The following is a 14,160-nucleotide window of genomic DNA, read 5'->3' as shown; positions in this document are numbered from 1 at the left end:
CCCTACTGGTCAGCAAGCGATGAATGGACGTCTTGCAAAGCATGGATCACGATTGTTCGAGTTTGCAAGGCCTCAATGGCCTCAACGGCAGCACGCGCACCAGCCAGTGTGGTGAGGGTTGGAACGGAGTAGTCGAGAGCGGCCCTTCGTAAATAACGATCATCGTGAGCAGCTTGGCGTCCAATTGGAGTGTTAATCACAAGCTGCACGCCCCCTGAGCGAATGAGGTCTTCGATATTGGGCCTTCCCTCATGCACCTTGAGAACAGACTCAACCTCCAACCCTTTCTCACGCAGTGCCATCGCCGTTCCGGAGGTCGCAATCAATTTGAAACCCAATCCGATCAGCTGGCTCGCCACAGGCACGAGTGCCGTCTTATCGCGATCATGCGTGGAAAGAAAAACAGTTCCACTCGTTGGTAGCGCTTCACCTGCCGCTAGTTCTGCCTTGGCAAAAGCCATGCCGAAATCCGATGCAGAACCCATCACTTCACCCGTTGAGCGCATCTCCGGACCCAAAAGAGAATCGGCTCCAGGAAAACGCCGGAAGGGGAGCACTGCTTCTTTCACAGACTGCAAAGGAGGAACAGGCTCGCGCAGCAGACCAACCTGGCCCAACGTTTCACCAGCCATTAGGCGCGTTGCAAGACGGGCCAAAGGAACACCCGTTGCTTTTGCCACAAAAGGAACAGTTCGAGACGCACGAGGATTGGCTTCAATGATGAACACCTTTTCTTCCCCATCAACAGCCCGTTGAACCGCGAATTGCAAGTTAATCAATCCTTGCACTTTCAATGTGGTTGCTAACGCCTCACTCCAACTCCGAATAAGAGCTAGAGCATCTTCACTCAGAGAAATGGAAGGCAAACAACAAGCTGAATCTCCGGAGTGAATTCCTGCAGGTTCGATGTGTTCCATCAAGCCACCAATCACAACCGTGCCCTCATGATCACAAAGGGCATCAACATCAACCTCAACAGCATTTTCTAGATACTGATCAATAAGCACTGGATGGTCTGGCTCAACTTGAACGGCTTCTTTCATGTAGCGATTGAGTTCTGCCTCGTCATACACAACCTCCATGGCGCGTCCACCCAAAACGTAAGAGGGGCGAACAACAACGGGATAGCCAACGTTGTCAGCAATGGACCGGGCTTCCACTTCACTTCGGGCCAGACCATTACGAGGCTGACGAATCTCTAACTTGCGAAGAATGGCCTCAAACTGCTCCCGATCTTCTGCAAGATCGATGGACTCTGGTGAGGTTCCCCAAATCTGAGTGCCAGTGGACAGCCCTTGCGGTGTGGCAAGCCAATTCAAAAGTGGCAATGCAAGCTTGAGAGGTGTCTGCCCACCGAATTGAACAATCACTCCATTCGGACGTTCTGCCTCAATCACATTCAGCACATCCTCAAGTGTGAGGGGCTCAAAATAAAGGCGATCACTGCTGTCGTAATCCGTAGAGACCGTCTCAGGATTGCTGTTCAACATCACCGTCGCGAAGCCCTGATCCTGTGCCGAAAACGAGGCATGGCAACAACAATAATCAAATTCAATACCCTGCCCAATGCGATTAGGACCGCCTCCCAAAATCATCAATTTGGGTCTCGTTTCAATGGCAACCTCAGTGGATGGAGCCAAGGGCTGAAGTTGTCCATCCTCTGTCAAACGGAGAAGTGGACGTTCATAGGTTGAATAGTGATAGGGAGTGGAGGAAGCAAATTCAGCAGCACAGGTATCGACTGTTTTGAACACGGGCATCACACCCAACTGGTTTCTACGCTCTCGCACATTCAGTTCTTTACTATCAACGAACCAAGCAATCTGGCGATCGGAATACCCCAAAGCTTTGAGCTTGAATAGCGTTGACTCGTCAAGCTCTTCTAAAGTACGACCGTTTAAAAGCTCAGACTCGGCATTAATTAATCCTCTTAATTTTGCAAGGAACCAAGGATCAATATGGCTTAATTCATAAATACGGTCATCAGTCATTCCAGACAGCATGGCGCTGCGCACAGCCAAAATCCGATCAGGAGAAGGTGTCCGCAGGGAGCGTTCAAGATCGGTTTTGGAGCAGGAGGGCTCCGGACGATCACCCCCCCAGCCAGATAGGCCTGTTTCCAGCGATCGCAATGCTTTCTGAAACGACTCTTCGAAACAACGACCGATCGCCATCGCTTCACCAACCGACTTCATTGCGGTGGTCAGGACCGCGGGAGATCCACGAAATTTTTCAAACGCAAAACGAGGGACTTTCGTGACCACGTAATCAATGGTGGGCTCAAAACAGGCCGGCGTTTGTCCAGTGATGTCGTTGAGGATCTCATCAAGGGTGTATCCAATCGCCAACCTTGCAGCGATCTTGGCGATTGGAAATCCAGTGGCCTTACTCGCCAATGCAGAGGAGCGACTAACCCTTGGATTCATTTCAATCACCACCACTTCGCCGTCAGCTGGATTGATGGCGAACTGGATATTGCTTCCACCCGTAGCCACACCGATCTCACGAATGATCGCGATCGACTGATCTCGAAGCCTTTGGTATTCGCGATCTGTGAGCGTTTGGGCCGGTGCAACGGTGATCGAGTCACCGGTATGGACCCCCATGGGATCCAAATTCTCAATGCTGCAAACAATCACGACATTGTCTGCCAAATCACGCATCACCTCAAGCTCAAACTCCTTCCAACCGAGCAGAGATTTCTCAATCAGGATCTGAGAGACAGGACTGGCATCAAGACCCGTCTTGCAAATGGCGCTGAACTCCTCTGGGTTGTAAGCGATCCCTCCACCACTTCCGCCAAGCGTGAAGGCAGGTCGAATGATGCGTGGATAACTGCTGATCGAGGCTCCAACCGATTCAGCTTCCTCCAAATTGGACGCAATTCCTGACGGGCATACGTGAACGCCAATGCGCTCCATCGCCTGCTTGAACAGTTTCCGGTCTTCCGCTTTTTGAATCGCTTTGAGATCAGCTCCGATCAGCTCGACACCAAAACGATCCAGCGTTCCATTTTCGGCAAGAGCAACCGCAAGATTCAGAGCGGTCTGCCCGCCCATGGTTGGGAGCAAAGCATCGGGCCGCTCGAGTTCAATGACTCGAGTGACAACGTCGGGGGTGAGCGGCTCGACGTAAGTACGATCCGCCATTTCCGGATCCGTCATGATCGAGGCCGGATTTGAGTTGATCAGGATCACCTCATAGCCCTCTGCCCTCAGGGCTTTACAAGCTTGAGTTCCTGAATAGTCGAACTCGCAGGCCTGACCGATCACAATCGGACCGGAACCCAACAGGAGGATGCGACGAAGATCGTTCCGCCTGGGCATGGGCCTTCAATACAGCCAAACCAGCCAATACTCCCATGTGGAGCCCTTGAAAGATTTCATCAGCAACCTTTCGGGTCGGTTGGTCGCTAGCGTTAGGCGAAAGGAGTGCTTAATCCACCATGAGTGAGCTCCAGCGACTGAAAGGGTTGCTGCCACCTGAGATGCAGAGCTGGGTGTTCGTAGAAGCTGCTGCTGCTGTGGAACCTGCTTTGATCACCCTTGAAGAGATCGGCAGAGATGAGGTTGAGATTCAGGTGGATCTTGATCCGTGGGACAGCTTTGCTTTAGATCACAGAAACCTGCTGTTTTGGCACGAGGTTGGTCGTATCCAAAACGACACCATTCCAAGAGATGGTTGGGAAATGGCTGCTTTAGCCATCGGCTTAGGTGGTGCCATTGGTGAGCTTTGGGTCCAAGACGGTCTGCTGCTGTTTATGGCCCTGGGCTTGTCTGGATTTGCTGGCTATCGCTTGTATCTCAAAAACAACGCAGAAAAGCGTCTTCGTGATGCGATTTCAGCTGACGAGCGGGCCATTGATCTCGCTTGCCGCTTTGGCTACAGCGTTCCGAACTCTTACAAAAGCTTGGGTGGAGCCCTGAAAGAGTTGGTGGAACAAACACGCAAAAAGAAAAAGAGGAGCTTCTACGAAGATCGGCTCGAGGCACTACGTAAAAGTGCAGGCAAAGCGAGGGCAGAGATGGCTCAGCAACAGGGCTCCAATCAATCCGTTACCAGCGAGAACGTTTATGGATAGTGAACAGCTGGCTGAGCTGGCAGCGGAAGCTTGCGACGATCGCAAAGGTGTAGATATCCAGCTGATTCGGGTTGACGAGGTTTCAAGCCTTGCCGATTGGTTAGTGATTGCAGGCGGTCAGAGCGACGTCCAGGTCAAGGCAATGGCCCGATCGGTTGAAGATCGTCTGGAAGAAGATGCCAAACGACTCCCCTTGCGCAAAGAAGGGATGAACGAGGGCCGTTGGGCCCTACTCGATTACGGCGAATTGATCGTGCATATCCTTCAATCTCAAGAACGCAGCTATTACGACCTGGAAGCGTTTTGGAGTCACGGTGAACGCCGTTCTCATCAAGCTTCCGAACCATCCGTAGGCCACTAAGACCTGTTCGTATGGCTGCGACTATCTCCTGTCCTGTTCCTCCCGACCAACGTCCTCAGGAAGAGTTCACCCAGCTAAGTCAATCGTGGTTTTTTGCCTGGCCTCGTCATCGACAAATTGATTTAGACAAGGCTTTGCTCTTGAGTTGGCTGCTGATCGTTCCTCTCACTGTGCTGATTGCAAGCGGTAGTTGGAGCTTGAGACACGATCCAATCCGTCTCGTCCTCGCAGGGGCTGTTTCTGGGCTGATTTTGCCAATGTTGTTATTGATACGCCAATGGTTGGGTTGGACCTACGTCCACAAGCGTCTTCTTTCTGAGCGGGTGGAATACGAAGAATCCGGTTGGTATGACGGGCAAGTCTGGGAAAAACCTTTGTCCTGGCGCGAGCGCGATCTGCTGCTTGCACAACATGAAGTACGCCCAATCCTGGGACGGCTCGGCAGAGCCATGGCCACAACAACGGGGCTCATTCTTGGTGGAGCCAGTCTCTGTCAGGCTCTCTAATTTCGCTGACATTATTTCACTAGTACTCCCTCTATGACACTTCCTCCTGGCTACGGCAGATCGTCCAGAAATGCAGGCTCTCCTGCTTTTGAGGTTGTGCTGAAGAGAGGTTCATCGGTGGAATCCATCCATCGGGTGCATGCCGTTGTTTGTGATTCAAAGGGAAGAATCCTGATGAAGGCTGGACGGCCTGATCATGAATCTTTTGTTAGATCAGCACTAAAGCCTTTTCAAGCCTTGCCTGCCCTCAGCAGCGGCGCCTCTGGAAGCTATGACTTTGGCGATCGCGGTTTGGCCATTAGTTGTGCCTCCCATGCCGGAACGGCTGAGCATGCCAGGGAAGCCTTCCGACTGCTTTGGAACGCCCAACTAGAAACGGACGCTCTCCAGTGCCCAATTCCAGCATGGGGTCACAGTCCCCTGGAGCACAATTGCTCCGGCAAACACGCTGCATTTCTTGCCACATCACGAAAAATGGGGTGGCCCTTGGAGAGCTATCTCCAGGGTGATCATCCACTGCAGCAAGAGATCAATCGACGTGTCGGAGAATTTCTCGGGCTCCCCGCAGAGGAATTAGTCGCAGAGCGCGATGACTGCGGTGCACCCACCCTGCTCTTGCAACTTTCCCAGATGGCCTTGCTCTATGCCCATCTCGGCTCTTCAACCCATGCTGAGCTGGAGCAAATCAGCAGAGCCATACTCGCCCACCCCAAGCTTGTTGCTGGAGAAGGCCGCTTCGATACCGAGCTCATGTCCCGCTCTCATCAACAGGTGATTAGCAAAGGTGGCGCCGAGGGCATTCAGTGCCTCAGCAGAACGGGAGATGGCTTAGGTGTGGCGATCAAGGTGGAAGATGGCTCTCGCCGTGCCAAACAGGCTGTAGCACTCCATCTACTGCGGCAACTTGATTGGATCACGCAAGGGAGCCTGGACGAACTGGAAGACAAGATGTTGATCATTGGTCCAGGAGTCCGACTTGAAGTGAAGGGAGAACTACGCGCGTGAACGCTCACAATCCCCCGGCGTGCGAACCCCAAGTTGTATAGTTTTGAGGTCAACGCGGGGTAGAGCAGTCTGGTAGCTCGTCGGGCTCATAACCCGAAGGTCGGGAGTTCAAATCTCCCCCCCGCCACCAATTCAATGACCAGCAAGGGACTGTAAAAGGTCCTTTTTTATTGTCTAGAACTATGGAGTTCTAGATCTGACAGAAAGAAGACTTCTTTCGTTGATCGGACAGGTACAAAATACAAAATCCCATAGACCAGTTGAGTCTGGTGTGCGAGTCGGATTCAGCTTTGCACCCTTAAAGATGGCCTCCAAGAAGCGCACCATTTATAAACCTTTCCCGAATAGCCCATCTAAAAACTATCCTCAATTTGGAGGGTTGCATAGACACCAAACAGAAGATATTCAAGACGCAACGAATCCAGATCACCCTCGCATTGATCCATCCCTCTGGGCTGCGTACTCATAAGAGGAGGGGGCATCTTTGGCCAAAAAAATTAGCATAACCTGTCAATCCACGTACAACATATTGCCAACAAAAACTGCTACTTTTTAACGCTGAATTCTCATTCTTTACCTCTTCAGGATTCCAGCTCTATCCATCGCATTTATGATCATATCAACAGCGTCATCGGTATCTTGTTGATCAGTATTGATCACAATGTCGTATTTCATATCATGACTATGGCATAAATCAGCACTCCGCCTTGCAAGCCCAAGAGGCCGCACCTCTAAACCACCATCGCCACGATCAGCTTCCCTCCTTTCCATTTCATCAACTGCACAAAAAACTCCGATCGCAAAAACCCTCGCTCCGGACTCTCCCAAGACACTCATTACTTCTGTATACCATTCTTCATTCTGAAGAAAGTGGTCAATGATTAAATTTGTCCCCAATTGAAGATGCATGCCCCAGCTTTGATGCATTCCTTGAAGAATTCGATGCGCCCAATGGCTCAATTCTAATCTCAAAGAAGGCTTGCCATTATTTTCATCTGTGACCAGTCGATCGTCAATATATTCCCATGCTGCGAGACCATCATTAAATACTTTAGAAGCTAGCTTAGAAGTATCTCCACCTTGAGCACTAACAAAGCTTATGGGATACATCTTTGTGCAAAATTTCAACAAGATGTCGTCAAAGGCAACACTTGCAAACAAGCCTCGCGGTTCTCCACTTGCCAGTTCACTAAATCGTGCCTGCAGAGCTCGGCAAAGGGTTGACTTACCCGATGAACTCCCGCCATTGATCAGGATTGCGATTGGAGGCATTGCTTCATCAAATTCTGGATTCATAAAACTACCTTTTAAAAATTCAACATCCAAACCATAGCTTTGACCCCAAATTCAGCAATAAGACTCATCAGCAAGTGGATCAGCATTAGAAAATCCCAACAAGGACCTTTCTAAAGTGTGGAAAAAGCATTTAACACATACATGTAAGGGACTTCTAATTTCTCACAACGAAGGAGCTTCAAACGATCATATTTAGCCAATGCGAGCCATCTCAAACCAATCGGTTGACAGATTCTCAAACTAGTCTCAATCCGCCACACATCTATGGCAGCGCTTAGGGATGAGTGAATCCACACTATTTTCATTAAGCCACCGTTGCCTCATACGAACCCTCGCGATTAAGCCGTTCGCATGAGGTCTGGTGGATCAATACCCTGAGTCCTTAAATTGTCGCTCAGCTGCCAAGAGCACTGCAGCGGACCACGGACATCCACTCAGCTCACAAAATCAGTACCAATGGGCTGGGAGGGACACTAAGTACAGGTCATCGCTTGAGCTGTGCCGCTGAAACCCTTCGAAGCCATCGTGATCGGTTCTGGTGCAACCGGTGGGGTGGCCGCCCAAACCCTTGCTGAAGCTGGGGTACGCGTCTTGGTGGTGGAAGCAGGGCCAGACCTCAGCGCGCAAGCAGCACTGGGGAGCGAACCAACCAACAGCATGCGACGCGTCCGTGGCCTTCTCAGCGGTCAGCACCGACAACAGGCTCAGCATCCCGGCTACTGGAAACACAATCCACGTCTCTATGCCGATGAGCGGCGCTATCCCTACTCCACTCCAAAAGATCAACCTTTTCTCTGGACACAAGGGCGCCAGGTTGGAGGTAGGAGTTTGACCTGGGGTGGAATCACCCTGCGACTCTCTGATCTGGAATTCAAGGCTGCAGAGCGTGATGGACAAGGACAATCCTGGCCTATTTGCCATCAAGATCTTGACCCGCACTATTCCGCACTGGAACGGCAATTTGCCGTTCATGGCAACAGGGATGGACTCGCTCAACTCCCAGATGGTTGCACCACCACGCCGCTAAGTTTCACCCCAGAGGAACAACAACTTGCTGCTGACCTCCAGGGCTCGGCAGACATCGAGATGATTCACTCGCGCGGTTTTTCAGTGCATCAACCGTCCGCAGAGTGTCCATGGCCGCCATCGAGCAGTCCTGGCAGCAGTCTCCAAACAGCACTCTCCACTGGACGCGTGGAGGTGCTCTCAGGGCACCTAGCAGAACGCCTGCTGATGAATCGTGATCAAAGTCGCGCTCGAGGCGTCGTTGTCATTGATCAAGGCAGCGGGATGAGAATCGAGCTGGAGGCACCTTTGGTGGTTCTCTGCGCTTCCACCATCGCCTCCCTGAGATTTCTATTGCTCTCAGAACACTCAGCAACAGAAGGAGGCTTTCAAGATCCCTCAGCAAGCCTCGGGCGTCACTTGATGGATCACGTCTCAACCTGCCGCTTCTTTCAAGTGCCAAGCAGGAGTGGCCGTCAATCCCTCCAAGACCTCGATCCCTCCAGCCAGTTGTCAGGGGCCGGAAGTTTTTTCCTTCCCTTTGGAAGTCTTCCACCACAACGCCCTGAAGCTCTTCCGTTTTCAAGGGGATATGGACTTTGGGGCGCGATCAATCGCTTTGATCCACCTTGGTGGTTAAAAAGAAATTCAGACTGCCGTTTGGGTTTTCTGATTGGTCATGGGGAAGTTCTTCCCTCCGCTCAGAACAGGGTCACCTTGTCGGAAACGGTAGATAGCTGGGGAGTTCCCATCCCCCATATCAGCTGCCGGTGGGGAGAGAACGAGACAGCGATGGTGGATCACATGCACTCGATGATGGCTGAGGCCATTGGTCTGGGGGGCGGGGAGATTCAACCTCTCACCGATCTAATCAAGATGCCGCTGATCGAACCCATTATTGGAAACATGGAGGCGATGAAAGCAGGCGCGCCTCCGCCTGGCTACTACGTGCATGAGCTGGGTGGAGCACCTATGGGCAGCGATGAGAACCACAGTGTTGTGGATGCCTGGAATCGCCTCTGGCGCTGTCCGAACGTGTTGGTCGTTGATGGCTCGTGTTGGACCACATCAGCGTGGCAAAGCCCAACCTTGACGATGATGGCAATTACGAGGAGAGCTTGCCTGAGGGCGCTCCGACCTGAGAGCGAATAAAAAGATCGTCGAGATAACGCTCAGTGACGGCTCGATCTGTACAACCGTTTTGAACTAAAAATTGAGCAATTGCAGAACTAAGAAGTTGATATTGGTCCCAAGATGGATTTAATCCAATGAAATCTTTCATTCCGCGATATAAGACTTCAGGGATTTCCGCTTCCATGCTCACTAAGGAAATTCCAACATCACTGATTGATTCAGAGACAGAAGTATCACAATGATCAAAGTGAAATCGATTCATGGAGTGGGGGAAACCTCAGATCGGGATGACACCTAGAAAGACACATGGAGGGGGTCGCCGTCAAAGCCGAAGAAATCAGGTGGACCAGAGAGAAGCCCTGATGAGAATCATTCCAGCCCAATGGGTTTCGAAGATCGTGGAGCAGAAGTTTTAAACCGAGTACTGCTTGCAAGACGATGTCAAGTTCAATTGAAGCCAAATTCAAAAAACCACAGACTCTGAGCAACGAGCCACGATTACGTCCAAAAGCCGGTGGAAAACGCCGCTAATTCTGTGGAAAAAGAGCGAACAATAAGCTTGATCGTTGATTGATAAGCCTCACTGATGACTTCAAGTCTCTTTGGACTTGCCTGAGACGAATTCATGAAGAAACTGCGTGGCAGAAAGAGTTCTTCAGGGTTCAGAAGCATCCGTCTTCGAATCCGCACTGCGACCACGAAGGGTGCTTGGACCTAAAGGATGTTCTGCATGTGGGTAGGGATGATGGCCGTGGTCGTGGGGATGCTCGTGGGCGTGGTCTCCATGCGTATGAGGCTCATGTCCACCCCCCAGTGGAATTGGCACACCATCGGGCTGACAGGCCCCGGTGCATTCGAGCTCACACAGATCGCAGCCCTCGGTCAATCCCTCCACATGGTGATGGTGACTGGCCTGGGCTAGACCTACCTCGGTTTCAAAACCCAAAACCTGGGCTCTGTACTTACAGAGCGAACAATTCATCGCTGTCTCACCACCGAGAACTTCATCCACCCGCTCTATAAACGTGTCTTGCACCCTTGCGTGATCTCCGAGATAGGAGGCATGCAGAAATTCCACCTCGGGATGATCGTTAGCGACGCGTTCACTGTGCTGGCGGATCCTGGTCACCAGAACCCCAGAAAACAGAAAATAAGGAAACACGATGATGCGCTTAAAACCAAGGCGCACCACATGCCGCAGCCCTGGCTCCACCAGCGGGAACGTCACACCGGAATACACGGTTTCGCCCCAGCCGAAGCCAAAACCTTCCACCAACATTCGCGCAACCTTCGCAACGTTGGAATTGGCATCAGGATCCGATGACCCCCGTCCAACAACCACCAACATGGTTTCAGATAGAGGAACATCTGAATTGGCATCCAACGCTTCTTGAATCCGAGCGCCTGCCGCTGCAATCATCAAGCGATCAACACCGAGTTCTCGGCCGTAATCAATCTCCAAGCCCGTTTCAGCGCTGTAGGTATTCAGCACCGAAGGGATATCGTTTTTGGCGTGGCCTGCCGCAAACAACATGGCCGGAATCGCCAACACCCGCTCCACCCCTTGCTCTCGTAAGCGATCTAAACCATCCCTAAGAATCGGATTGGCAAATTCCAAAAAGCCGTATTCAACAGGGATAGGGCTCATTCGCCGACGCAGACCGATCGCAAGACGTTCAAATTCTTCAACCGCTAAGCGATTCCTGCTTCCATGACCACAAATCAAAACGCCATAGGGCGAAGGTTGCGACGCAATCGGCTCTGAACTCACTCGGTTCGTTCAACTCCCACGACACTATCCTCGGCGTTGTTGAATCGCGCCTGATGGTCTTGCCACGACCACCGGCTTCATAGGAGCTCCAACGTGACAAAGCATGCAGAGCTTTGGAATCCGTTGGCGGATGATTCACACCCAGCCGGTTGGATCTCGTCTGATGCAATCATGCTGTCCAACCTGATACGTCAAGGAATCAAGCCAACCCCATTGATCGTTTGCGCAGGGGGCACCAGCAGTCGCTGTGCTGCAGATGGGCTCTGGACAGTCGATTTAAGAGCGCGTCATCGCCAGCTGATCATCAACGAAGAAAGAGAAGAAGTAGAAGTTGGCACCGGGCTGACCATGGCTGAGGTTCTACAAGGTCTCCAACCCCGTGGACGATCTATCCCTGTTGGCCTCTCCACCATCCCAGGCTGCGGATTTGTTTTAACGGGTGGCATCGGCCCCCTAACCCGATCCCAAGGCCTGGCCTTGGATCACATTGTGGGTCTGTGCGGTGTCTGGGGAAACGGCAACATCTTTGACCTTTCAGCGCCGACCAACCCTGCAAGCCCTGGAACAGCTAGTAAGAACGAAACGCATCAGCAGTGGAAAGGACTGCTCGGTGCCGCTCCATTCCTGGCTGTTGTCACTGCGATCCGACTGCGGACTCAGAAACTCACACCCTTAGTGATTTGGCGGAGTGTATGCAGTGTTCAGCAACTTGAAATCGCCATTGAGGCGGCGGAAACATGGGAGCACAGCGCCAGCTTGCAGTGGGCCTGGAACGACAACATTGAACTATTCATCACTTGTTGCGCTGACGACCCGGCAGCAATGGAAGCGATGCAGTCTCTGAGAACACATCTTGGCTACTGCCCTGAATCCAGCATGGCGATCGTTGCCGGACAACATGCTCAACCCGCATTCGGAACGATGGCGCGGGCTGCAGATCCGCAGGAACGCATCCACAGCGAAGTGATCAGCAGGCTCGGGCCGGCTTGGGGCCAGCGATTGCCATCACTCATGGCAGACCTCAAGGAACTCATGAACAATCGTCCTCACGCCGGCTGTCAAATCAGTGCCCAACAACTTGGTGGGGCGAGTGCTCAGATTCCCGTTTCACGCACATCTTTCATCCATCGCAATGCCATCTGGAAGCCATGGATCAACGCAACTTGGATGGCATGTGATGCGAAGGGGCAAGAGAGCGCACTCGCGTGGTTAATGCGCGCCAATAACCTTCTCTCTGATTACTGTCCGGGGGTTCACCTCGCTCAGATCCATCCACATCTGTCTTGCCATCACCAAGAACTCAATGACGCCTTTAAAAACTGGCTTCCAGGCCTTAAACATTTGAAGTCACATCTTGATCCCTATGGGTTGCTGCCACCGCTCTGAGATACGGTCCCTGAAAAGACAGTGGCACTGACGCCCATGGCTTCCTCTCCCGCAATGGGACTTCAGAACTGGTTCAGCAATCCGAGACGAGATGTTCTCTCGGGTCTGGTCGTGGCCTTCGCCATGATTCCGGAAGCGATTGCATTCTCTGGGATTGCAGGCGTGGATCCAAGAGTTGGCTTATTTGGAGCCTTTTGTCTCTCCATAACAATTGCCTTCGTCGGCGGACGAACGGCAATGATCACCTCCGCGACCGGGTCAACAGCGCTGTTGATGACTGGCTTGGTGGCGACAGGGAATGCACGAGGAGAAGGACTAGGGCTGGCCTACTTGATGGCCGCAGGCATCCTCACAGGCGTGTTCCAAATTCTCTGGGGTTACTTACGCCTTGCTTATCAGATGAGGTTCGTGCCTCTGGGTGTTTTAAGCGGGTTTGTCAATGCTCTGGCTCTATTGATCTTTCAGGCTCAACTTCCGCAATTGGGAATCAATCTTCACTTTGGAGACGCTGGGAATGACCATGCGATGCACGCCTTAAGCGGAGGTCAAATCCCCGTTGTCTGGGCACTCGTCTTGCTTGGACTTGTCATCATTTATGGGCTACCGCGCATCACACGCGCCCTGCCTTCTCAGCTGGTCGCAATCATTGTGATAACAGCGATCAGTATGGGCCTAGAACTAGACATCCCCAAGGTTATGGACCTAGGAGAGCTTCCCAATGGCCTGCCAATTTTCAACCTTCCCTTTGGCGATATCAGCAATCAAAGGGTTCCCTTTAGTTTGGCAACATTTGGAATAGTCTTGCCAACAGCTTTGTCAATCTCACTTGTTGGATTGATGGAAACGTTCCTCACACAAGACATTCTTGACGAGAGAACTGATTCCAATTCAAACAAAAATACAGAGGCCAAAGGCCAGGGGATTGCCAATATCGTGTCCTCCCTATTCGGAGGAATGGCTGGCTGCGCTCTTGTGGGCCAATCCGTCATGAACATCGATAACGGTGGGCGAACACGCCTCTCCACTCTGTCGTCCGGAATCAGCTTATTGGCCATGATTTTGTTGGCCAGTACTTGGCTCAAGCAGATCCCAATGGCAGCGCTGGTTGCCGTCATGATTGGAATTGCGGTCAGCACAGCAGATGTAGCTGGCTTACGGAATATCCGAAATATCCCCAAAAGTGATACTGCTGTGATGGTGATGACTTTTGCAGTCACCATGCTCACAACACCCCACAATTTGGCTCTTGGCGTCCTTGCTGGTGTGGCTCTTGCAGGTATTTTGTTCAGCCGTAAAGTTGCAAAAGTCATTCGCGTCGAAGCGATCAAAATCAGCGACGACGAATGTCGCTATGTCGTCAGAGGGCAATTATTCTTTGTGAGTAAAGTTTATTTCCAACAAGGCTTTGATATTCACGAACATCCAGCACGAATCACGATTGACATGAGTCAGGCACATATTTGGGACCAAAGTGGTGTTGGAGCACTCAACCAACTGATCCGAAAGCTCAGGCTTGGTGGCTCTGTTGTCAACGTGGAGGGGCTAAACAAGGAAAGCTTGAATCTGTTTGAAAGAATTGGAAGCCAACCCGAAGGAAGCCATGGATGATCTTGAG

Annotated in this window: 11 protein-coding genes and 1 tRNA gene; 8 read left to right on the top strand and 4 right to left on the bottom strand. The window is 51.8% G+C overall.

Going from position 1 to position 14,160, the window contains the following annotated elements; translation table 11 throughout:
* Positions 1-2 precede the first annotated feature (2 nt).
* Positions 3-3,326, bottom strand: coding sequence for a carbamoyl-phosphate synthase large subunit (carB, locus tag SynSYN20_RS05970; protein ID WP_186525122.1), 3,324 nt, complete (start codon positions 3,324-3,326; stop codon positions 3-5).
* Positions 3,327-3,445: 119 nt separating this feature from the next.
* On the opposite strand from carB, the gene SynSYN20_RS05965 reads away from it, so the two are divergent.
* The 5 genes from SynSYN20_RS05965 to SynSYN20_RS05945 all read left to right on the top strand — a co-directional run bounded on the left by SynSYN20_RS05965 (position 3,446) and on the right by SynSYN20_RS05945 (position 6,083).
* Entirely contained in the window at positions 3,446-4,081 is a 636-nt protein-coding gene (locus SynSYN20_RS05965) for a DUF3318 domain-containing protein (RefSeq protein ID WP_186525121.1), read from the top strand.
* On the top strand, positions 4,074-4,442 hold the full coding sequence (rsfS, locus tag SynSYN20_RS05960) for a ribosome silencing factor (RefSeq protein WP_186525120.1): 369 nt from the start codon (positions 4,074-4,076) through the stop codon (positions 4,440-4,442). Before SynSYN20_RS05965 ends, rsfS begins: the two co-directional genes overlap by 8 nt.
* Positions 4,443-4,453: 11 nt before the next feature.
* A complete protein-coding gene (locus SynSYN20_RS05955) occupies positions 4,454-4,948 on the top strand; it encodes a CGLD27 family protein (protein WP_186525119.1) in 495 nt (164 codons plus the stop codon).
* 33 nt (positions 4,949-4,981) lie between these two features.
* Positions 4,982-5,953 carry an asparaginase gene (locus tag SynSYN20_RS05950; RefSeq protein WP_186525118.1) on the top strand — a complete coding sequence of 324 codons (972 nt, stop codon included), beginning with the start codon at positions 4,982-4,984 and terminating at the stop codon, positions 5,951-5,953.
* A 53-nt stretch (positions 5,954-6,006) separates the two neighbouring features.
* Positions 6,007-6,083 (top strand) — tRNA-Met (locus SynSYN20_RS05945).
* A 443-nt stretch (positions 6,084-6,526) separates the two neighbouring features.
* On the opposite strand, the gene SynSYN20_RS05940 is transcribed toward SynSYN20_RS05945, so the two are convergent.
* Entirely contained in the window at positions 6,527-7,279 is a 753-nt protein-coding gene (locus tag SynSYN20_RS05940; protein WP_186525117.1) for a hypothetical protein, read from the bottom strand.
* A gap of 468 nt (positions 7,280-7,747) precedes the next feature.
* Here SynSYN20_RS05940 and SynSYN20_RS05935 point away from each other — a divergent pair, with 468 nt between their 5' ends.
* Positions 7,748-9,406, top strand: coding sequence for a GMC oxidoreductase (locus tag SynSYN20_RS05935; RefSeq protein WP_186525116.1), 1,659 nt, complete (start codon positions 7,748-7,750; stop codon positions 9,404-9,406).
* On the opposite strand, the gene SynSYN20_RS05930 is transcribed toward SynSYN20_RS05935, so the two are convergent.
* Both SynSYN20_RS05930 and SynSYN20_RS05925 read right to left on the bottom strand, forming a co-directional pair.
* Complete coding sequence (locus SynSYN20_RS05930; RefSeq protein ID WP_186525115.1) at positions 9,360-9,650, bottom strand: DUF2811 domain-containing protein; 291 nt, start codon at positions 9,648-9,650, stop codon at positions 9,360-9,362. The genes SynSYN20_RS05935 and SynSYN20_RS05930 overlap by 47 nt on opposite strands.
* Before the next feature lie 393 nt (positions 9,651-10,043).
* Complete coding sequence (locus SynSYN20_RS05925; RefSeq protein ID WP_186525114.1) at positions 10,044-11,159, bottom strand: sirohydrochlorin chelatase; 1,116 nt, start codon at positions 11,157-11,159, stop codon at positions 10,044-10,046.
* A gap of 171 nt (positions 11,160-11,330) precedes the next feature.
* On the opposite strand from SynSYN20_RS05925, the gene SynSYN20_RS05920 reads away from it, so the two are divergent.
* A complete protein-coding gene (locus SynSYN20_RS05920; RefSeq protein ID WP_255476389.1) occupies positions 11,331-12,545 on the top strand; it encodes an FAD-binding oxidoreductase in 1,215 nt (404 codons plus the stop codon).
* Between the two features lie 36 nt (positions 12,546-12,581).
* On the top strand, positions 12,582-14,153 hold the full coding sequence (locus SynSYN20_RS05915) for a SulP family inorganic anion transporter (protein ID WP_186525112.1): 1,572 nt from the start codon (positions 12,582-12,584) through the stop codon (positions 14,151-14,153).
* Positions 14,154-14,160 lie beyond the last annotated feature (7 nt).

The organism is Synechococcus sp. SYN20 (genome assembly GCF_014279555.1).
GTDB lineage: Bacteria > Cyanobacteriota > Cyanobacteriia > PCC-6307 > Cyanobiaceae > Synechococcus_C.
This window is presented reverse-complemented; position numbering and strand designations above follow the sequence as displayed.